The sequence below is a fragment of the Lysinibacillus sp. EB271-A1-10B genome, from assembly GCF_058791335.1.
The window spans coordinates 95831-116940 of sequence record NZ_JBYTDL010000009.1 but is presented as its reverse complement, the minus strand read 5'-3'; the positions used below and the strand labels follow the sequence as shown (position 1 = coordinate 116940).

Annotated in this window: 25 protein-coding genes and 1 pseudogene; 14 read left to right on the top strand and 12 right to left on the bottom strand. The window is 33.6% G+C overall.

Annotation, left to right across the window (positions count from 1 at the left end):
- From AC3WSK_RS13880 to AC3WSK_RS13860, 5 genes and pseudogenes are all read left to right on the top strand, one after another.
- Positions 1-716 (top strand): annotated as a pseudogene (locus AC3WSK_RS13880) (hypothetical protein); the annotation flags it as partial.
- Positions 717-756: 40 nt separating this feature from the next.
- Positions 757-1617 (top strand): DNA adenine methylase, encoded by an 861-nt coding sequence (locus AC3WSK_RS13875; RefSeq protein WP_492413851.1) that lies wholly within the window; start codon positions 757-759, stop codon positions 1615-1617.
- A gap of 69 nt (positions 1618-1686) precedes the next feature.
- On the top strand, positions 1687-2157 hold the full coding sequence (locus AC3WSK_RS13870; protein ID WP_492413853.1) for an ImmA/IrrE family metallo-endopeptidase: 471 nt from the start codon (positions 1687-1689) through the stop codon (positions 2155-2157).
- A 96-nt stretch (positions 2158-2253) separates the two neighbouring features.
- A complete protein-coding gene (locus AC3WSK_RS13865) occupies positions 2254-2625 on the top strand; it encodes a helix-turn-helix domain-containing protein (protein WP_492413855.1) in 372 nt (123 codons plus the stop codon).
- Complete coding sequence (locus AC3WSK_RS13860) at positions 2625-3773, top strand: tyrosine-type recombinase/integrase (RefSeq protein ID WP_492413857.1); 1149 nt, start codon at positions 2625-2627, stop codon at positions 3771-3773. The genes AC3WSK_RS13865 and AC3WSK_RS13860 overlap by 1 nt, the downstream gene beginning before the upstream one ends.
- A gap of 100 nt (positions 3774-3873) precedes the next feature.
- Here AC3WSK_RS13860 and AC3WSK_RS13855 read toward each other — a convergent pair whose 3' ends face one another.
- Both AC3WSK_RS13855 and AC3WSK_RS13850 read right to left on the bottom strand, forming a co-directional pair.
- Positions 3874-4272 carry a hypothetical protein gene (locus tag AC3WSK_RS13855; RefSeq protein WP_492413859.1) on the bottom strand — a complete coding sequence of 133 codons (399 nt, stop codon included), beginning with the start codon at positions 4270-4272 and terminating at the stop codon, positions 3874-3876.
- Between the two features lie 144 nt (positions 4273-4416).
- Positions 4417-5373, bottom strand: coding sequence for a hypothetical protein (locus AC3WSK_RS13850; protein ID WP_492413861.1), 957 nt, complete (start codon positions 5371-5373; stop codon positions 4417-4419).
- Positions 5374-6075: 702 nt separating this feature from the next.
- Between AC3WSK_RS13850 and AC3WSK_RS13845 the strand changes: the two genes are divergently transcribed.
- Positions 6076-6726, top strand: a complete 651-nt coding sequence (locus tag AC3WSK_RS13845) for a cell envelope integrity TolA family protein (RefSeq protein WP_492413863.1) — start codon at positions 6076-6078, stop codon at positions 6724-6726.
- A gap of 232 nt (positions 6727-6958) precedes the next feature.
- Here AC3WSK_RS13845 and AC3WSK_RS13840 read toward each other — a convergent pair whose 3' ends face one another.
- Positions 6959-7381, bottom strand: a complete 423-nt coding sequence (locus tag AC3WSK_RS13840) for an ester cyclase (RefSeq protein WP_492413865.1) — start codon at positions 7379-7381, stop codon at positions 6959-6961.
- Positions 7382-7903: 522 nt separating this feature from the next.
- On the opposite strand from AC3WSK_RS13840, the gene AC3WSK_RS13835 reads away from it, so the two are divergent.
- The gene (locus AC3WSK_RS13835; protein ID WP_079560987.1) at positions 7904-8491 is read left to right on the top strand and encodes a YiiX/YebB-like N1pC/P60 family cysteine hydrolase; all 588 of its coding nucleotides are present in this window, start codon (positions 7904-7906) and stop codon (positions 8489-8491) included.
- Positions 8492-8669: 178 nt separating this feature from the next.
- Here AC3WSK_RS13835 and AC3WSK_RS13830 read toward each other — a convergent pair whose 3' ends face one another.
- Positions 8670-9050: a YosH family protein gene (locus AC3WSK_RS13830; protein ID WP_492535055.1), complete on the bottom strand. Its 381-nt coding sequence runs from the start codon at positions 9048-9050 to the stop codon at positions 8670-8672.
- Between the two features lie 358 nt (positions 9051-9408).
- A complete protein-coding gene (locus AC3WSK_RS13825) occupies positions 9409-9612 on the bottom strand; it encodes a hypothetical protein (protein ID WP_492413868.1) in 204 nt (67 codons plus the stop codon).
- A gap of 71 nt (positions 9613-9683) precedes the next feature.
- Here AC3WSK_RS13825 and AC3WSK_RS13820 point away from each other — a divergent pair, with 71 nt between their 5' ends.
- Together AC3WSK_RS13820 and AC3WSK_RS13815 are read left to right on the top strand one after the other, a co-directional pair.
- Positions 9684-10694, top strand: a complete 1011-nt coding sequence (locus AC3WSK_RS13820; RefSeq protein WP_492413870.1) for an LptM family lipoprotein — start codon at positions 9684-9686, stop codon at positions 10692-10694.
- Between the two features lie 322 nt (positions 10695-11016).
- Positions 11017-12006: a C45 family autoproteolytic acyltransferase/hydrolase gene (locus AC3WSK_RS13815; protein WP_492413872.1), complete on the top strand. Its 990-nt coding sequence runs from the start codon at positions 11017-11019 to the stop codon at positions 12004-12006.
- Positions 12007-12181: 175 nt separating this feature from the next.
- Here AC3WSK_RS13815 and AC3WSK_RS13810 read toward each other — a convergent pair whose 3' ends face one another.
- Together AC3WSK_RS13810 and AC3WSK_RS13805 are read right to left on the bottom strand one after the other, a co-directional pair.
- Positions 12182-12334 carry a hypothetical protein gene (locus tag AC3WSK_RS13810; protein ID WP_492535050.1) on the bottom strand — a complete coding sequence of 51 codons (153 nt, stop codon included), beginning with the start codon at positions 12332-12334 and terminating at the stop codon, positions 12182-12184.
- A 44-nt stretch (positions 12335-12378) separates the two neighbouring features.
- Positions 12379-12504 carry a hypothetical protein gene (locus AC3WSK_RS13805; protein WP_492535048.1) on the bottom strand — a complete coding sequence of 42 codons (126 nt, stop codon included), beginning with the start codon at positions 12502-12504 and terminating at the stop codon, positions 12379-12381.
- 366 nt (positions 12505-12870) lie between these two features.
- Between AC3WSK_RS13805 and AC3WSK_RS13800 the strand changes: the two genes are divergently transcribed.
- On the top strand, positions 12871-13128 hold the full coding sequence (locus AC3WSK_RS13800) for a hypothetical protein (protein ID WP_427485171.1): 258 nt from the start codon (positions 12871-12873) through the stop codon (positions 13126-13128).
- A gap of 41 nt (positions 13129-13169) precedes the next feature.
- Here AC3WSK_RS13800 and AC3WSK_RS13795 read toward each other — a convergent pair whose 3' ends face one another.
- Positions 13170-13889, bottom strand: a complete 720-nt coding sequence (locus AC3WSK_RS13795; protein WP_079560981.1) for a peptidoglycan recognition protein family protein — start codon at positions 13887-13889, stop codon at positions 13170-13172.
- A 597-nt stretch (positions 13890-14486) separates the two neighbouring features.
- Positions 14487-15200, bottom strand: a complete 714-nt coding sequence (locus AC3WSK_RS13790; RefSeq protein ID WP_079560980.1) for a YukJ family protein — start codon at positions 15198-15200, stop codon at positions 14487-14489.
- 868 nt (positions 15201-16068) lie between these two features.
- Here AC3WSK_RS13790 and AC3WSK_RS13785 point away from each other — a divergent pair.
- Positions 16069-16686: a hypothetical protein gene (locus AC3WSK_RS13785; RefSeq protein ID WP_492413877.1), complete on the top strand. Its 618-nt coding sequence runs from the start codon at positions 16069-16071 to the stop codon at positions 16684-16686.
- A 583-nt stretch (positions 16687-17269) separates the two neighbouring features.
- Here the strand turns inward: AC3WSK_RS13785 and AC3WSK_RS13780 are convergent.
- Complete coding sequence (locus AC3WSK_RS13780) at positions 17270-17512, bottom strand: hypothetical protein (RefSeq protein ID WP_079560977.1); 243 nt, start codon at positions 17510-17512, stop codon at positions 17270-17272.
- A gap of 186 nt (positions 17513-17698) precedes the next feature.
- On the opposite strand from AC3WSK_RS13780, the gene AC3WSK_RS13775 reads away from it, so the two are divergent.
- Positions 17699-17899, top strand: coding sequence for a hypothetical protein (locus AC3WSK_RS13775; RefSeq protein ID WP_079560976.1), 201 nt, complete (start codon positions 17699-17701; stop codon positions 17897-17899).
- 316 nt (positions 17900-18215) lie between these two features.
- On the opposite strand, the gene AC3WSK_RS13770 is transcribed toward AC3WSK_RS13775, so the two are convergent.
- Both AC3WSK_RS13770 and AC3WSK_RS13765 read right to left on the bottom strand, forming a co-directional pair.
- Positions 18216-18863 (bottom strand): pentapeptide repeat-containing protein, encoded by a 648-nt coding sequence (locus AC3WSK_RS13770; protein WP_492413880.1) that lies wholly within the window; start codon positions 18861-18863, stop codon positions 18216-18218.
- 125 nt (positions 18864-18988) lie between these two features.
- Positions 18989-19171 (bottom strand): hypothetical protein, encoded by a 183-nt coding sequence (locus tag AC3WSK_RS13765; protein ID WP_079560974.1) that lies wholly within the window; start codon positions 19169-19171, stop codon positions 18989-18991.
- A 66-nt stretch (positions 19172-19237) separates the two neighbouring features.
- On the opposite strand from AC3WSK_RS13765, the gene AC3WSK_RS13760 reads away from it, so the two are divergent.
- Positions 19238-19642 (top strand): VOC family protein, encoded by a 405-nt coding sequence (locus AC3WSK_RS13760; protein ID WP_427484263.1) that lies wholly within the window; start codon positions 19238-19240, stop codon positions 19640-19642.
- A gap of 221 nt (positions 19643-19863) precedes the next feature.
- Entirely contained in the window at positions 19864-21021 is a 1158-nt protein-coding gene (locus AC3WSK_RS13755) for a Ger(x)C family spore germination protein (RefSeq protein ID WP_492413882.1), read from the top strand.
- Positions 21022-21110 lie beyond the last annotated feature (89 nt).

Genomic DNA, 21110 nt, shown 5'->3' with positions numbered 1-21110 from the left:
AGGCTCAGCTAGATCAACAGGCTCAGCTAGATCAACAGGCTCAGCTAGATCAACAGGCTCAGCTAGATCAACAGGCTCAGCTAGATCAACAGGCTCAGCTAGATGATCAGGCTCGGCTAGATGATCAGGCTCTACTAGATCAACAGGCTCGGCTAGATCAACAAGACCGATTAGAAAATAATCCTTTGAATCCAGGTAGACCTCGAAAAAAACCTGAGGAATTTGATTTTTTATTAAAATCATATCCTTTTAAAAATAAGTACAAAAATAATAAGCGTATTAATCAAATTCTCAGAGAAATGAATAATTTTAACTATAAAGAAAATACTATCTCTTCGATGTTTCTCATTCGGACTATTTTAGAAACTTATGTAAATGACTATATAGATTATTTTGCATCATTAGATCGGACTAATACATTAAAATTAAAAAATATTAGCTCAGATAGAAATAAGAGATCGAAAACTTTACGATTATTAATATTTGAAGATATTTATAATCATTTAAAAAATGTAATAATGAGATTCCCAGAAACATATGAATTAATCCAAGCAACATTTACAGATAATAACAACACTTCTACAATGCAAATAATTCATTTCTATGTACATAGTGCGGAAACATATCCTGACGTTAAGGAAATTCTTGATGCATGGAAGAAAATTTCTCAAATTATTAAAACATTGGACGAACTATTAAGTGAACATGCTGACTAAAAATAAAATAATACTGTATTATATCTAATGAGGTGATGGTATGGCTCCTCTTTCTCCGCTTCGATATCCAGGTGGTAAAGATAGAACTTACAAATATATACAACACTTAGTTCAACAAAATAATATAAAAACGTACATAGAGCCCTTTGCTGGTGGTGCTGCAGTTGCAATCAGGCTGTTATTAAATGGCGATGTACAAAAAATCATTATTAATGATATTGATCCAGGAATTTATTCATTATGGAACACTATAGTTACTAATCCAAATGAATTAATTCAAATAATTGAAGAAACCCCCATTACTGTTGAAGAATGGGCAAATCAAAAAGAACTTTACGCTCAAGGTACTGAAATTGGTGAATTGAGGTTAGCATTTGCTACTCTCTTTTTAAATAGGACTTGTTTTTCAGGAATTATAAAAGCTGGTATGCTTGGTGGTAAAAGTCAAGAACGACGAACACTTGATTGTCGATTTAATAAAGAAGGTATTATAAAACGTATAAATAAAATCTACAGTTATAGGAATCAAATAAAAGTTTATAACTTAGATGCAAAAATCTTTATAAAAAAAGTCATACAGAAGACTAGATATTCATTAACTTTCTTTGACCCACCCTATTATATAAAAGGTCCTGATTTGTATACTAATTTTTATACCCACCAAGATCATGTTGAGTTGGCTAAAATCATAAAATGTTTAATGAAGGATCGTTATTGGATTTTAACCTATGATATTGCAGAACAAATTGAAAATCTTTATAATCATTTTGAATATAAAAGATATTCTTTAAATTATTCAATTGCAACTCCAACAGAAGGTCAGGAATTTATTTTTTTCTCAAAAAAAATTGAAATTGGTCAAATTGAGGATTATCTTAATTTATGCAACCCCACTTCCTAATAGTGGGGTTTTATTGTACACTAAACAAGAACGTAAGTTCTATTTATATTTAAGGTTGGAGATGTTTAGATGAGATATACAACATATACAGAGGATTTTATACAGGAGCTTTATACGCGCATAAACATTTTTGACCCACAGCAACTTGATTTTCAATCGATCGCAATACAACTTGGTATTCGATTATTTTACTGGAAGGAAGGGAGCCAAGCCCTCTTTTTAAAGGATTACGCATACATATTCTTAAATGAAGAGCTCACAGATCAGCAACGCTGGCAAGATTTTTGCCATGAGCTAGCACACGTACTTTTACATAGTGGGCTTCAAGGGCGTATGTTACCCCTATTCCGTGAGTATCAAGAGAACAAGGCAAATAACTTCATGTACCATGCGTGTATTCCCTCTTTCATGCTGGATAAACTAGAGCAATCTGATGCGAGCGCTCTCACTGTTAAACATGTGCAACAACTGTTTAATGTCGAATACGATTTTGCAGAAAAACGATTGGGTCAATACATAAGCAACAAACAATTATGCTGAATTGGAATAGCTTGAGGGATGCAGCTGTTTTATATTCAAAAAAAGAAAGACATTTATACAAATAGGCATTCAAAACATGAATTGAGGGTGAAGGATATGATCTTAGGTGAAGTATTGAAGGAGCTTCGAGGTGATGAGGGCTTACGTGATGCAGCGAAACGAATGGAAATTACGCATTCTTACTTGGCCATGTTAGAAAAAGGCATTGATCGGCGTACAGGTAAACCGCTAAAGCCAACACCTGAAACGCTACAGCAAATCGCCAGCGCCTATAAATACGATTACATGAAGCTGATTGAGGCTGCGGGCTATTTGCATAATCCCGCTTACAACCCTGCATTAAAAGAGCCGTTTGCACATAACCCCTCTTTACAGCAATGGTATAAGACTTTACCAGACTGTAACGAAAAAGACATCGAGAAATTGAAAACGATTTGGGACGTTATTCATGAAAGTGGTGACAACTAATGCATTTCGTACAGATCAATAAGACGACATGGCGTTGTACAGGTGAGGGTCCACGTAATCCAGCAACTGGTAAACGGCGCCAAATTACTCGTCGTGGTAAAAGTAAAGGCGACGCAAGAGAAAAAGTCGAAAAAGCCATTGCCGAGCTAAAAAAAGCATATACCTTTGATGCGAAGGTGACGTTCGAAGAGTTTAGCCAAGATTGGCTGAAGCTCTATCGCATGAAAGGCAATAAGGAAACGACCAACGAGCATCGTGCCTACTGTATTTCCCTCTTGAATCGCTACTTCGCGAAAAAGAAAATGACCGCCATCACGACCATTGAAATACAAGGAGCCCTCAATCACCTATTTGAAAATGGCACAGCCTTTTACACGCTGCGCGGCACACACAATGCAGCCAAGATGATGTTTGCCTACGCAAAGGAAATTGGCTTGATTGAGATTAATCCTGTTGAAGCTTCATTTGTACCGAAGAAAAAATTGACGTTAGAGGATGTTAGTAATGAAGAAACAGCGAAGCTTTATTTAGAAACCGATGAATTGAAGGAATTTTTAAGTTACGTTGACAAACATCGCAACATTATGTACCACACCCTCATTTACACAATCGCCTTCACAGGCATGCGCCCAGGTGAAGCGATTGCATTGAAATTTGAGGATATCGATTTAGACAAAAAGATCATTAACATTAACAAAACAGTGTATGCGAAAAAAAGCATTCGTGGCGACTTCGAGCTCACACCACCCAAAACCTTTGGCAGTGTCCGCTCTGTTGATATTGATGATATTGTCGTGAAGAAATTGAAGCATCTCTACCAATGGCGTGAGGATCGCGAATGGATCAAGTCTGACTTTGTATTCGGTGATAAGGAAGGCATCCCCCCTACCGTCAAGATGCTCAACCAAACCGTCCGACGACTCGGCACCCTCACCGACATCAACAAACAATTCCGCACCTATATCCTCCGCCACACACATATTAGTCTATTGGCAGAGGCTGGTGTCGATTTGAATTTTATTATGAATCGAGTTGGCCACAAAAACTCTGATACTACTACGAAGATTTATCTACATGTTACGTCTGGAATGCGCGCCAATGCATCTGAAAAAATGCATGCTAAGTTTACGGAGTTGTTGGGGCAGTGAAGAATAGGAGGAGATACTATGTTGGGGAGCAGTATCTCTTCTGAACATTTTTTATTTTGATTGAAAAATTACAATACTATAGAAAAGCTATAAAATAAAATTAAAGTGAAAGAAGTTCTTCGCCTCTTAGATAAGCTTTAATATCTCCATCTTCTGATATTTTTATAGCCAAGGCTTTCTTTGAGGCAATCTTACAAGCATTTGTACCTGTTCCATAAACACCATGCTCATTATCTTCTGTGACATCAATAATCTCCCCAAAGCTCAGTATATTAAACGTATCATCTAGAATTAAGGCTCCATCAATCGAACATAAATTAGCTAAAAAATTTACATTAATTTCATTCAAATTAAGATGTAAACCATTTTTCTTTATTATTTCTAAATATAATTTATTAACAGTACTTCTTTTTAAAGGAGCTAATTTTAGTAGCTTATTTGCATCATCTTCGCTTAAAGAATAGCTTAGCTCAAAATTGTCTATATAATCTGATATCAAAATTATGATTGAGCTAGTATTATTAACAGATAAAGTGTTAATCGTTTCAAATAAAACCTTTGCTCCGTTAAATGCTTTGTTTAAAATATTTTCATCAAGGATTGCAAAAATCTGTGTTCTAAATAAGCTATATTGTAATATAGCTTATTGTAACATATGGTAATTTTGAATTTTCCAAGCTCCATTACTGAAAGTTATTAAAAAGTCATGTTCATTGAATACTTGTAATTTACCACCATTGGCTTTAAAGAAAGTAAATTCAGGGCAAGAATAATTACTATTATAGGCAGCTGTATTTAATCCATCACGTATCATTTCAATTATTCCTCTAACTGCCTCTTCTTTACTGCCCGTTACCGTTACTATTTTCTGTATAGTTCCCTCTGAAATCTCTATAAAATATTCTTTTACTTTTTTCAAATTTTTTTGGAGTCTATAATTGTTGAATTGCTCAATAATAACTTGTGATAAATTAATATTTTCTTGACCAATACGAACTATGCTATATACTTTGTATTCTTTATTTACCGCAAGAATGATATTTTTTCCATCAATAAGTTTTAAAAATGGTTTATCACTTTCAAAAAAACTTTTTATACTTTTATTAGGATTAACGTGGATCACTTCAAATTTAAATTCATCTGCTAACTTATCTAATATATTTTCTTCACATAAGATTACTCCGAAATCACAAGGTTTACTTTCATAAGTTTTCCCTGCAATTGAAATCAAATTGTTTAGAAATTCATTTCTTTCATATTTTAATTGTTCATTAATTGTCTCAGTATCATTAAAAATAAGGCCTAAACTTAGTTCCCTCTTCAAATTATATAAAATATCCCAATCCAAAATTTCAAATTTATTTATTTTTTCACTCAATATACTATGTAAACAACTAGCTATCTCTTCACCCATTTCTATGAATTGAGATCCATTGATTATTCCATCTAAAGTAAATCCAAATGTTATTTCATCAGAATCAAAATCACTATTTTCTTCTATTGGCAGCTTAATTTTCAAACCTGAATATTCATTTAATATTTTTTCTATACTAAAAAGAAAATTTTCTACATCACTCTTCATTTTATTATTCATTACCACAATAATTACCTACTTTCTTTTAAAAACCCTTCACTGTATTATTATGCAAAAAGGCTTATCCCTATTATATAATAAATGGAAAAAAGTCGATATTAATTATTAGTATCGACTTACTCTATTAATTAATAGTATGATGGCCTAAAGACATCACGGCGAGTTACCATCAACCCCTTAAGAGAAATTAAAAATAAATGTTTACTTTTCGTGACTTTATTCTATAACTCTCCTCTTTTAACCTCTATAAACATTGATATATCAATAAATTAAAAAAGCATGAACGCTTATATTCATCGTAAGCGTTCATGCTTTTACCCTCTTTCATATGTATTCGCAAAGGTTATTATAGCAAGGTTTTTCATCATTGTATAATGATTCGATTTCACCGTTATTCACTTGCTTTCGGAATTTCGGTTGCTTTTTTGTTGCTTTGGTTGCTTTTTATTTTTAGACAAACGTTCGTATTTTAGCTAAGAATCAATAGAAGTAATATGGCCAGGTCTTCTTGACGAATATGATAACTAATCACGGTTGTCTGTTTTTTTGTATGTACTTTTACCTACAGTTTCCATTATAGTTATATAGAAGGAGGCAATGTTTAATATGAGTTATTTTTTAGTATTTTTAGGTATACTCTGAGTTTTTGCTGGTCTTATTCTATTAATAATAGGATTAATTAAAAAGAAGAAAATGAAAGGCGGTCTCGTGCTAGGTATATCGATTGTTGCCTTTATTATTGGTTTTATAATGGTACCAACTAATAGTACGGAATCCACAGATAAATCTAAGGAAAAGGAAAAAGTTGAAACAGCTGTAAAACCTAAAGAAGAAGCACCTGAAGACAAAACTACACGTGAGAAAAAAGAAACCGAGGAGAAAGCATTAACTGAACAGAAAGCAAAAGAAGAGGCTGAGGCGAAAGTTAAGGCGGAAGAAGCTCGTTTAAAAGCAGAACAAGCAGCTTCTGTTGCCGTAACTTGGCAAAACAAAGTGAAAGAAATCGCTACAATGAACGGAACTTCTACAGAGAAATATGATGCAGTTATGCTTTATGCAAAAGATTACCCTTCTACAGAAGATGAAATCAAAGAATTTGAAAAATACATCATAACTGAATACAAAAGTAAAAATTATGTAGCTGATATAAACAATGCAGAATATATGTTAAGTAATATCTTTAGAGCAAATGTAATCAACAGATTCTATGGTGAAGTACAATCTCCAATTAGCAATTTCGCATTTGATTTCTATCAAAACACTAAATATACATATCGTGGTGTAGATACATTAGATAGTTCTGCTGTGAGATCTAACGAACGTCAAATGGATAAAGCATTAAAACAAATGGGCAAATAGACAGTTAAGCCACTCATATGAGTGGCTTGACTGTGTCTTGTTTTTGAACCTCACATACATGAATACACCGAATGGCACATTGTACTTTTTACAACCAGCGATATTTTGAGTATATTTGCGATCTATAACGTTTGTACCGTCCTGAGTACGGACGATAACCAAACCAACCTCTTCGCTTGGAAACTGCTCGATACTCACTTTTCAGGGCAAAATAAAAACATCCCGAAGGATGTTAATTAATTTTATTGCGGTTGAGTTGTTTTTCAATACCAGCACGATCAATTTGAATCCAATATTCTGCTATTTTTTCATCTTCAATTCTATAAACTGCGCTTGCTATTTCAATAACTGGAAGATTTGTAGGCTGATATCCATCGACCTCTTCTACATGCGTACCAACTTGTTTCCAACGTACATAAACTTTATTATCTTGAACCATTAATTCTTGTATTTCTAATGAAAAATTGCCATACACTTCTACCATTTCTTTTACATGGTCAGCATAATCTTTGGGCGTTCTTAAAACTGTTAATTCCTCTTCAGAAATAACTTGGTGTGCCGATACTTGCTCTGCCATTAATTCAGTTGCATAATCTGGATTTTTCCCTGAACGTACTTCTTCAAAAAATTTCTTAACAATATGCTCTGGTGTCATTATAGCCCTCCGTTGTGATACAAGATGGCGAGGATATCATATCTCCCCTACATAATAATAATCTAAGAGTCAACGAATTGGAATCTTATTCTACAATTTCCACTCTCAAAACCACACCAAACTCTTCCCTCTCATCATAAAATTTAGCCATTTCCGTTATCTCTTAAAAATTATGGGCCGGTCACGTTGGCTCTTCTTCGCTGTTAACTTTACCAGCGCAGGTCGGTCGTCGGTCTGTCTTTCCCTAATATTTAGGATTTTATAAATGCCAAGGAAGGAAATACTTATCCGCACCGACCTACCTCCAAGTTTACATCATATTTTTTCTACAACAAAACATCGTACATGTTTTACAATCGTTCCTTTTGTTACTACTAATTTGTTAATCTTAATCTTTATCTACAAAAGGAATGAAATCTGAAATCGGTTACATATTTAGTGATTTATTGGACATATTAATACATGAACGATTAAATGCATTGATTTTAATAATATTCATAAGAGTTAAGGAGTACATGTATTGTGGGGACTACTAAATTTAATGAAATAACTCAAATTTCTTACGAAGAAGCGATAAAAGAAATAAAAAATGGTGATATTTTTTTCTGTAGTGGTCGATATTTAGTCAGTGAATTAATAAAAAAGGCCTCTAATTCAATATTTAGCCATGTAGGTTTATTGTATTATTGGAATAATGATGTATTTATATTAGAAAGTGTTGAAGACGACGGTGTCAGGGCAATCCCCCTTTTCCATTATCTCGAAAATTACGAAAATAGTAATAAAAAATATAATGGAGAAATTTATGTAGCACGGTATAAAATTTTTGATAAACCTGATTTCGATAAAGAAGAAATTAATAAAATGTTTGAAAGTGCAATTAAATTATTAAATCGAAATTATGACAAAGCTGAGATAGCTAAAATTGTTGCACGTATTGGCTTAAATGTTGGTAAACACCAAGATAATGACGAGTATATTTGTTCAGAGTTCGTAGATGTCTGTTTTAAGCAAATAAAAATTGAATTTCCACGTGATCAAGGTGGTTTTATTTATCCAGAACATATCGCTAAAGATTCAAATATTCAACCATTGTTTGAAATCGTATAAAAGTTACAATTTCTGTTATCTCTATTAGTTCAGACAATAGACATTGATAAAAAAAGAAGTAGCCTTTTGGCTACTTTTTCATCTGATTTAAAATGTTGTTTCTGACTCTAAAGATTGTTGTGCTAGATAATTTCATATGCTTACCTATTGATCGCATACTATCTCCGTTTAAAAGCCTTTATAGCACCTCAATCTCTCTGCCCCCATTTACTAATGGAATACGTTTTTGTACTTCAGCAACCTTTATCTCGTACTCACGAATTCGCTTATTATTAGAATATACTCTTCGTTGTACCTCAAGAAGTACTGGATCACTCGTACCACCACTTGCCTTTGGTAGCGTTAAGTTTCTGTCAATTATCAACAATTCGGGTTGGTCACTCTGCAATTGTTCTAAAATTTCATTAGCAGGTACCAACTCTCCATCCTCACCTTTTGTTTGGCTAAACTTAACGATTGCATGATGTCTTTCTATTTCAACAAATTCTAAGTCGCCCTCCTCATCAGCTACCAACTCTATATATTTTTTCTTTGCTTGTTCCTCGTTTTCGGCCTTAATTAACGCGAATATGAATTGTAAAAATCAAAGAATTGCATTTTGTTGTTCCTCCTTTTAGTCTTCAAAGTACAATGAGTTGCAATCTGTTATTTACTTTACTTTTCGAACGTCGTTGATAAACACCTCCTGCAAAATTGTCTATAATGATTTCACGAAATAGAATTAGCTGATTCATCAGCTATCCTCCTAACAAAATCTATCAAAAACCAAATAAATCCATCTTTTTCCACTGATCCGAGGTAATTCTTTTATTTCAGGTTCTACTTCAATTTTCTGTACGGGTATCTCTATCACTTCGAGCTTTTCAAAAAGTGCGATAATATCGAAATATTTCGTCTTTTACGAACCTACTGGCGCATTATTTTAAAAATACGGTGTAATAGCCATTGTCGCTTGGTTCAGTAATAATGTATTCCTCTCCAACTAAGTAAAAGCGCGATGGTGGTTTAACAATACAAGCTAAGTAGTTTTTAGGGTTTGCGTTCGCTTCAACTACAAGCGGCGACAATTCCGTTGCATCCTCTGCAATGATTTCAACGCGACTTTTCTGACTAATAACCATTGTTTGTTTTTTAACATGTACTTTTTACCTAATATTGCCTAGAATAGTAATATCGAGGGAGGTTTTAATATATGAAGAAACAATTAATTTTTAGTGCAGCATTAGTATTAAGTTTAGGATTGGCTGGTTGTGGAGATGACAAAGCTAAGGAAGAGCCACAAAAAGAGAATGGTACTAAAGCTGAAGAACCACAAAAAGTTCTGGCGAAAACAGTTGATGACGTATTGAAACATTTTAAAGATGATGGTCTAGAGCTAGGTGAAGTTTCAGATTTACCAAAAGATGAATTTGGAAACATCCGAAAAGAAGGCAACCGAATTTTAATTCCTTCACTTGGTGATGATTCAGGTGGTCGATTATTTTTATTCGATAATGAAGAAAATCTAAAAAAAGCAAAGAGTTACTATGATGAATTAGGAAATTCAAGTCCTATGTTTTATTCTCACACTCACCAAAGTGGACTGTTTTTATTACAAATGAATGGTGATATGGAAGATAATGAATTTGCTAAGTATGCGGCTACTCTTGAAACAGCTGTAACAGGTTCTACAAACATTGAAATCAAAGAAGAAAGCAAAGCAAATAAAGCAGATAATTTAACAGAAGCAAATGTTGGTGATGTAGTGAAAAATGATTTTGCAGGTACATATACAATCACAGATTTATATGAAGTGCCAAATGAAAAATATAAAAGTGCCGATGTTGAATTTTCAATCGATGGAATGAAAACAGCTAAACTAGTTGCACAAAATCCTGAACTAATTGAAACAGCTGCTGAAACAAATGTACTTATCCTCTCTATTACAGGAGAAAATTTATCTGACGATACTGTTGATTTCCATCCAAGTACAACTAAAATGATCACTGATACAAAACGTCAAATTGATTCAAATGTAATGATTTCCTCTTTTGAATCTGAATTTATTGGTAAAGTAATTCAAAAAGGTGAGGTTATTTTTGATTTAGGTGAAGACGGTTTAGAAGGTGTCAAAGAATTAAAATTTGTATTTGATAGTACTTCAAAAGATAACAGATTTATTGGGGAAAAAGTAACAGTAGTTGTACCGCTAAATAAAAAATAAGTCACTCAAAGGAGGTTCCCCCTCCTTCTTCATATGAGTAAATAAAATACACATTCGGATTAACTGAAGAACTTCTTGAATTTCTAAATGAAGAATTGTTATCTGCCTCCGAAGCAGTTGAGCTGCTGAAAATATCAAAAGCTCGATTGGGTCCGTTAGAACAATACAGACCATATGACCAATATACATAAAAGACCCAGGCACTCACACTTCCATGAGCGCCTGGGTCTTTGCGTTTACTAAAACTATAAACAGGGTACACTCTCCCCCTACTGGAGAGTTTATTCTTGTTACATACATATAATAAATGGAGGGAATTACGATGTATCATCCGAGATTAAAAGGAAATTCTTATGAGGCAGGAAAGCATTATGCTGAAATTCTTTATAAAAATGGTTTTAGGTTTCCGAAAGTAACCGAAGAAAAATTAATATATGGGGAGTCGTGCAAACAAATTCTTACAGATTTTGATCCCCATATCGTGAAAGAAATACAAGGATTTGCTGAAGGTTGTCACTCTTCTTTTGAAGAAGTAAGCTCGTTTCTCTTAAGTATCGGCGTATTTGAATTGGCAGGTCAATGTAGTATTTTCTCCGCCTATAACGGAAAAGAAATGTTTATTGGCCGAAATTATGATATGCTCTTTAATCTTAAAAATATTACTGAGTCCTCACTTGTTTGTTTTGATGATAAAAATAAATACCTCGGGCAATCAGATTGCTTTATTGGAAAAGTTGATGGGATAAACGAACACGGTTTATTTGTAGGGATTTCATCCGTTCCTCATGATGGAATTAAACCAGGACTGAATTTTTATTTTGCTGTTAAATATATTTTAGAAAATTGTTGTACGGTAGATGAAGGAATAGACGTGTTAAAAAGATTCCCGAGTTCGGTGGCAAATAACTATTTGTTAGCAGATCCTCAAGGGAATATGGCAGTTGTAGAGGTTACTCCTAATAGTTATCAAGTACGCCTTCCTATTAATAATTACATTCATTGTACAAATCATCACGAAAGTACATCATTAACTGAAAGTTGGAATTGGAGCAAATCAAAAGAACGCTTCGAAACATTAGAAACTCGTCTTAAACACAACGTACATTATATGGATCTTACCATTGCCCAATCAATTATGTCGGAAACCAAGGGTCATGTTTGTTTAAACCTAAAAGAACAACAATTTGGTACTCTTTTCTCTGTTATAGCTAACTTAAATACATTAGATATACTTAGAGCAGAAGGTCAACCAAACAGAGCAAAATATAAATCAGATCGACGATTAATAGATGCTGTTTTAAAAGATGTCTAATTAAGCTATTAACCAATGCATCTACAAAATATGCTCAAACAAAATATAGACCGTTTGAAGAATTAATACAAAAAAGCCCAGGCTCAAAATTAATTTGAATACCTGGGCATTGCTGTTAGTTAATACGTTATATGCAATGATGATCCACTACTCATTATGAGTTTGAAAATCCCAATTATAATTCTTCTAAATAGATTGTAACTATGATACTTCTTGGGTTGTACGTAAAAGCTCTTTCACTCACTGCCCTGTAATTTCCATCAATATTTACTACATCACCAACGTTCGGAATTAAAGCCGATAGAGAGTCGTTGATGTCATACGTCATAATTACATCTCCGTTTTGTTCACAAAAATTTATATTAATCTGTTCTAAATTCCTACCCACCTTTTACCACCACCTTCTGGGTTAATCATAGACTGAGAATGGTTAATTGTGTAATAGGATTTTGATACATATAAAAAGCACCACTGACTATCAATCGCCTGTTGAATCATTCGTACCTACACTTTCTTCACTCAACCACATACATAGCTGTCTTAGTACCAATGTAGCTATAGTAATCAACCTTCCCTTGATTCCTTCTTCGATTCATTGCATTAAATTTTCTTTCGTTACCTTTTTTTGCCCTTTCAACATAGGTTTCCCTCCTGCTTTGTGGTATAATAATGTCGTGAACACCATCAAAGGGCATAACCAATTCGAAGCTGTAGCGTGTTAAGACGCTGCGGCTTTTTCTTATAAAGGAATGAACCTATGAATCAATTAATCCAATATATCAGCTACATGCCAAGCTTGTAGGGAGTGCCGTTACATCCCTTGACCTCCATGCAAGCTTGGGTTTCTCAAGGGAGCTGATATTTATGAAAAATCGTTCAAAAGCTTATATTCGCCATCAGAGAGAGCGAATTATTCGAAAGAAATGGACCATTTTAAAAGACGTTATGTTAAGAGAAAGTGAATACATGCCTGAACGCGGCAGATTGAGCAAAGGTAAAGTTCATTGCTCATGTAGAATGTGTCGATACGAGCAGTATCACTCGATTCCAAAAGCAAAACATAAAGCAAAATTAAAAGCTATGGATCAGGAGATAGACGATTATGTCTATTTCCTTTTTTAAAAGCCCAGGCTCAAAATTAATTGAGTACCTGGGCTTTGCTGTTAGCCACCGCGCTGTTTAATGATGATTTTTAGTCCTTCAAAATCGCCACCTGTCAAAGCTCCTTGGTCAAATTTATCTAACCATGACTTATCAATTAGCTTTTTATCTACCGATTGTTTAATATAATCACGAACTGCTGCTTTTGTGATTTCGTTTGTAAATCGCATTATGTCATCATCCTTATCTGTTTGTTGTTGATCCAAACCATTTTTAATATCTAGTTTGAATTGTTCATCTGTGATTCCCATGGTTTGTAAATACGGAAATGGATCTCTATGCGTTGTACCGCCTAAAGTATCTGTGACCCAACGATGCGACTTAATACCATTGTCACTACTATCAAGTACAATAGGTAAACCTGCCTCTTTTGCAAGTTCTCTTAGTAACCAAATATAAGCAGCGTAATCCTTTTTAAATTGTTCCTTATCATTTGTTCGAGCCAACTCTACTTGTGCATAGCTAAGCGGATTACCTATAGGACCACAGCCATATTGCACACGATTAACTGGTGCGACTTGCACGATCCGTCCGCCACCGCCTACCCAGTGAGAAGTAAAGGCATTTGCTTTATTTTGATTCATAAAAGCTAATTCATTTTCCAAAGCATTCGGTCCATTATTATTCGAATTGCCAGATTCATGAGCAATAACATATTTAACTGCAGTTAAAGCAAAGTTCGGCAATCCGGACATTAAGCGTTGTTCTATAATATAAGTCATTTTCTCATTTCTCCTCTCGTTGGATTATGCCTTTGAAAAAATTAATAAATGGATTTATGCACTTTTCATCATTACTAATTTAAAATGTTTGAGAATCCAATAAACAATACATACAATGCACTAATCTCTTGCGGTTCTGGCAACAGGAGTGCTACAGGAATTGTATAATCAAGTACAATTTACTTAAATTTACAAAATATTCAGAAAACAAACTTTATCTTTTTAATCCATTATACTGACACTTAAAAATTAACGCTAAAATATATCTATTGACGTTGAACTATCTGATTCTAAAAAACGTTGTAAACATTCAATCATTCATACTTCATTTTATTATTTGCAATATAAAATCCCTCCACAATTATCTATGGAGGGCATAAAAAAAACGCTAGCTTATGCTGCGTTTACTTCTTTTCGTATAGTATATAAAAAGTATGAGCATTTGACGTAACGTGTAGAAAAGGAATAGCCCCTTTCCATTTGCTTTTTGTCAAATACTATTAAAAACATAATTATTAATCTAAACATGTGCAAATATAAAAAGCCCAGCCTCAAAATTTAATTGAGTTTCTGGGCTATCTAAAGTGTTCTTCGCAATCAAATTTCTATCGCTGATTTTCTATTGGTATGGTTACATACACTAACTGGTTTCGTAGCATGTCCATGGTCATCAGTACACCAAGACTGAGATTGGAAAGCAAGGAATATACCAACCCATCTGTTTTCCTCCTCAAAATGAATGAGGACACCACCATCTTGCCATATCCCATCGTCTTTCCTAAAATCACTACTATTCCCTTGATTCATATGAATATCATGAATGCCTCTGCCTGGAGAAAAGCCGAAATATTTATCTACTTTATCTTCATTTTTAAACTTTTCACCGTAAGCGTAAACGGTAGCTTTTTTAGTCATAGCCTCTTGCATATACTTATTCACTTTTTCATTTAAGTCATTGTCTGGTCCATTTTCTTTTGCAGGGAGAGGTATCATTTTTGACGGATCAAATAAGCTACCACGAATATAATCCAATGCAATTTCATGATTTTCACTAGTAACCTCTGTAAATCCTTCTTCAAAATCAGGAATAATTGTTATTTGACTCGAGTTAAAATCTTCACTCACAAAATACAGGACTTCTGATGGCTTTACCTTTGAGGCGACATTGATCGCAATCCTATAATTCTCCTCGTTTTTGTCCTTCTTTGTTGCCCGAACATGCACTTGGTAATGAGGGGTTTTGTCAAATGAATCCACAGGTCTCACGTCAACAACTTTACCTTTTAACACTCCGTACTTGAATAAGGGCATAGAACTAACCTCCAATTTAACAGATTTTTTCCATTCTTAGCTCACTTAGTATCTGGTTATTTTGTCAAAATAAAAGATAGTGACTATCTGATGAACCTAGTCTCTTTAGACAATTTTATGGTTACGTTACTAAACTCATTTGTTTTATTATCTCTATAACACTTATTCTATCATTCCTAAAAATGGAACTTCAATCATTTATTCACGTCAAATTTCGACGTCCACGCCGCCACTTTGTTGAAGTTACATTGTTCTTGTGATTGTTGACTGCTATACATTGTTGACGCAATGACTGACATTTTTACTGGTAAGAATATTCATCTCCAGTCATGCTTTGCAAATCAATTAACAGAAGCAAAAAAAAGCAAAAAAATTTGTTGATTTTTCCTGTTTTTTGTTTTATATTTACAATATCCATGTGCTGTTTAACAGGTAACTGTTAGGCAGCCTTTTTATTGCTATAAAGATTAACTCATATCTCGGCTAACCTCTGGATCCATCACTTATACCACTCATTAACGATCACTCGTTCCATCACCTTTTACTGTTGCAGGCCATTAATGACCCTATCCACTTCCATGTCATCAATTTTCTAACTAACATGCTTCTAAACTACGAATCCTGTCATATAATCGTTCAATCGCTACTATAATCTTCTATGATCCATTATTTTAATGAAATACATCATATAAAATCTCCATTCCATACATCTTTGCAACCGCTACCGTGGTTAGCAATTTTGCATGTAGCTACGCCCAGAGAAAATAAAACAGATGCATATTTTAGGCTTTCATCATTTTGATAAATGGCTTTGAATTGTTGTGAATACAGTCGTTTGACGTTTAATTTGTAAAAGGAGCTGTTATGAATGTCTTCAAAAAAAGTATCTATCGGTCTTACACAATTTACAGACTTTACTTTCAAAGGCGTTACTGGTAAAACCTCAATGGTTAGACAAATAAAATATCAAGATGAATACAATCCAGCTTTTGATTACTGGAAGCCTTTACGGGATGGTATCCGAAATTTTCACGAGAAAAAATTTAGTAACGATTACTTGCTTGATTTTGCTGAAAAGGCTTCTCAAACAAAACAAAAAAATTACCTAGAAGCAGTGAAAGCACATTTAAAATTTATTAAAAATAAAGAAATTGAATGGTTTGAACCAGGCAAATCCAATTGGTATAGCGAATATTTAACTGTTCGCTCATCACCAGAACTCGGATTAAAGATTGATGGTGTTCCACACTTAATCAAGTTATATTTCAAAGGGAAGGACGAACGAATTGATAAAAATAAATGCCGTTCATCTTTGACATTATTAAATCAATCTGAATTCACCATTGAACATTCACCAGATATAAAACCGGCAATTTTAAACGTCCAAAAAGGACGATTAATTTCAGAAGAACCTTCTACTGAAGATCATCTAATTGCGCTCGAATCTGAAGCAGCACAATTTATGGTCATTTGGAAAAAAATTTAACACGAGTATTAGGGATATCACTAAGAAGGTCACTCATAAATGAGTGGCCATTTTTGTACCATCCTTTCGATTCTTTTATCTATGGAAAAACGCTGTATCTTCTTTTATGTTAATATTTACATATACAGAGGTGGCTTAAATGCCGTTTGCAAGAAAATACATATATATCTTTTGTTTTGTAACAATGTTTTTATTTAAAACGATTTGGAATTATTTCAGACATGGTAATTGGGCTTTACTTGAAAATTCCCTCTATGCCTTATTCTTTGTATTCTTTTATGCTTTCATAAATTGGGCGTGGGATAGTAAAAAGTATGAAAAGAAATAGTTAGGTGTTCCGATAATCAATTCAATATCTCCAACATCTTTGATGCTGCTCTCTATTTTACACTTTGCGTGGTATAATTCGTTGATACATATGCAATTAATACTGAAGAACTTAGTATTCGTTCATTTCGGCTGTTAAAAAAACCCTTCACAGATGTTTGAAAGGCTTACTCTTAAAAAGCTATTTGAACTATACCTAATATTATGGACTTGCAATATTTCACTAATAAAAGGGAGAAAGCCCCCCTCCCCTTTATTAGTGCACAGCCTTATTTTTGATTAGCTTAACACTACCAAAAGCAATGACCAACGCGATTAAAGATATAACAAGTGGCGCAATTGAGCTAGTATTTCCAAACATCACTTGCGATGGTAAAGCCGAGGCCTCTACCCATTGGTTGCTAGGCGTATAAAACATTGTTAATAGCATCCCTGATAATACTTGCAATACTAAAAATGCTACCGCGAAAAACAATGCGAATAATAGGTATTTTTTCAAGTTGCTCCCTCCTTTCTTTATTAGTACTACGGCTTGAGTTTAAATAAGTTTCACAAAATCCTATTTCCGCCAAAGATGCTTTATTAAGAAATTATTCTGTTCCCCATTTTTCCCTAGCTGGTTGTTTATAAAACACTATCCTTTTTTATGTTATAATTTACACATATTACATACTGAGGTGATATTATGGACAACAACAAATTGATTTGTAAAGCTTGTGGTAATGATTCATTTTCTGAAGGGAAACTTGATGGCTATGCTGCTTTAAGACCAGTTGACAAATTTTTTTCAAATGGTTCTTCACTTATTTTTACGCTGTGTCAAAAGTGCGGCGAAGTAGCCTCAATTAAAGCTGAAAAACCCTATAAGTTCACTAGTTCCATATAGTTTTGTTCAGGGTCACTTGAATAGTGACCCTTTCATGTGTTCGGCTTCAAATACTATTGCGCGCACATGAAAAAACGGCGTTTAATCGAGATGATTATAGCCGTTTTGTTTTTAATCTACTTCTTTTAAATTTTTTTCGATATCACTTAGTCGATTGTTCATTCCATCCATTTGTCTTGTCTCTACAATAGGATGGAATTTTGTTTTCCGATTTCTAGCAATTCATCTTTTCGTTTCTCATTCCTTATAACGGAGAGGCTAATCATTTTCAATCCGCATACTCCAAAAGACCAGGCTTGATTTAATTAAGTACTCATCATCGCTTAACCTTTAAACCTAGCAATTCAGCAAAGCCAATTGCTTGTTCAGTAGAAATCACACAGCCACTTAAATTTTTTATCGTTACATTTAAGCGTTCAAATGTACACGTACTAATATCCACATCATTAAGCGGTGTATCGCTAAAATCAACTTCATCTATGTTACAATGTTCAAATTTCACTTTTTTAAATTGACAGTCGTAAAAGTTTGTACTACGTAATGATGACTGATCGAAACAAATTTGTTTCAATCTTGCTAAGCCAAAGTTACATAAATTCATGATACATCCTTCAAAAGAAACGTTTCCTAAATGGGCCTCTGAGAAATCAACACCTAACAGTTTGCAGTTTTTAAACGTAACTCGATGGATAATCCCTTCGTGAAATGTTGAGTTAGATAAGTCACAGTTTTCAAAGATTACATCCATCATATCAATTTTATTGAAATTCGAGTGAATCAGAGATACTTTTTGAAACCGTACTTTGGAAACAATTAAACGGTCAATACGATCATTCTCTCTACTTGTATTCGTGATCAATTGATACGATAGATAAGGTTCTTCATCATAAAAAACGTCTTCAAAAGTTCCTTGAGGCAATTCATTTGGAATAAGCGGGCGTTCAATTTTAAATTTAGTTGGCATACTATTTGTCCTTTCTTCCTTTTATTGTGTTTTATCCCCTCTTAAATTTTCCCCAGCTATGTATATGAATGAATACAAAATTACCACAACCAAAAGATTGTGGTAGAAAATTATATGCGTCTTCTTTATTTTTTATTACTTCTTTGGGAAGTGTTTTCTTGTTGTTGTTTTTCATGATTTGCATTGTTCATTTGCTCTTTAGTTAGTTCATTTTCTTCACGCACATCTAAATCGTCAGGGCTTAAATCTGCTCCAAATTCTACTTCTTCTTCACTTGTATTGCGCTTTTTGTTAGTCAAAATTATCACCTCCGATATATAAATTATCCATTTCGTCGCAAATTATACTTGTGCGAATGAAAGGAGAAGTACTTTATGGTTGAAAAATATGTGCATCACATTTGCATCCAAACGAATACATATGTAGAATCTTTAAATTTTTACACAGAAGTAATAGGTTTTGAACTAGTACAGGAATCGCCGGATTTCCACGATAGACATTTTAATACATGGTTAAAGCTTGGAACCTTTTATATAGAACTCCAAACTGGGAAATTTGATGAAGATCTTGAAGCATGCAATTCAAATGCTCAAGGTATTGTACATTTTTGTTTATGGGTTGATAATCTTCTTCAAGAAGTAGCACGATTAAAGGAAATGAACGTTCGTTTTATTCGTAAAAATGGTGAAATTATTTATAAAGTTGAAAATGGTCAGCTTTGTAAATTAAAAGCACCTGAAGGAACCATTATAGAAATTCGCGATAATAAAGGAATATAACCTTCCGCTTTACTTTTTTACATTATTGCGGGATATAATATTTTCCACACACGCCCAGGTCTCATTATAGAAATGAGTCCTGGTCTTTTATTTTAAAGGCTAATTGCAGCTATCCTAAGTTTTTCATTACTTATAATCCTCTAATTTTTTGTCCAAACTATAAACAAAACTTCTTAAGTCCTCAAAATTACACAGGAATTTCTAAAAGTAGGGATCAAAAAATGAAAAAAAAAATTACGTTAATCGTAAGCTTAGCAACTGTACTATTGCTTTCTGGATGTTGGGATGTTAAAGAACCGCAAAGAATGTATTATGTTGATGGAATTGGTATCGATTATAAAGATGGTCAATATGAAGTATATATGCAAATTGTCAATTTTGCGAATGTAGCTAAATCGGAAGGACCTACTCCTCAAGCTGCACCTACAGAGATTGGCTTTGCTAAAGGTAAAACGATGGAAGAAGCCTTTTTCAAATTATATCGCTCTATCGACCAAAAAGTATTCTGGGGACATATGACTTTTATTCTGTTCTCAGAGGACGCCTTAAAAGATGCGAATTCTATTCCTGTTGTTGACAGCTTTTTACGTCATCGGGAAACACGATATCAAATATTAGCTTTTAGTACAAAGGAACCTATTAAAGATATTCTTTTAATCACACCGGTTTTAAATAAAGCACCAACAGCTTCGAAACTAAGTAATCCACTGCATACAAAAGAACTACAAACTTATGTAGAGCCTGTTGATTTACGAAGATTAATTATCCAATTAAATGAACCGGGTCATGAAGTGAATATTCCATTAGTTACAATTAACAAAAACTGGGAGACGGCCAATGAGCCAACAACGGAAACTGCATTATCAGGTTTCGCGGTAGTTTCAAAGGATGGTTTTAAAGGTTTTCTAAATGATGGGGATGCGAGAGGGATCCAATGGATGTTTCCTAAAACAACTCGAGGAGATGTAACCTTTAAATTAGACAATAAAGAAAAAGAGTACTTAACAGTTGATTTAGAAAAGTTAAGTACGGAAATTAAACCAATTGTAAAAAACAATGAAGTAACATTTGAAGTCGATATAAAATTAAATGCAATCATTAATGGTTTCAAAGGAAAGATAAATACTGAAGAAATAAGAAAAGGTATTATTAGTTCGGTAAAAACAGATATAAAAAAATCATATGCAGAGGGCTTAAAATTAAATGTAGATGTTTTCCGTTTATCAGAGCATGTATATCGAAAAGACGTGAAAATGTGGAAAAAAATACAGAAAGATGGAAAGGTTCCTTTAACAGAAAATACAATCAGTAAATTAAATGTTACCGTAAATAAAGTGAATCCTGGTCGAAAAAATTTTACTGAAACAATAATAGAGTAGCTATTTAAAACTCAATTGTGTCAGCTATCCAACGTTGTATTCAATTCATTGAAATAAATTCTCATACTTTGATTTATCGTACGTTGTGT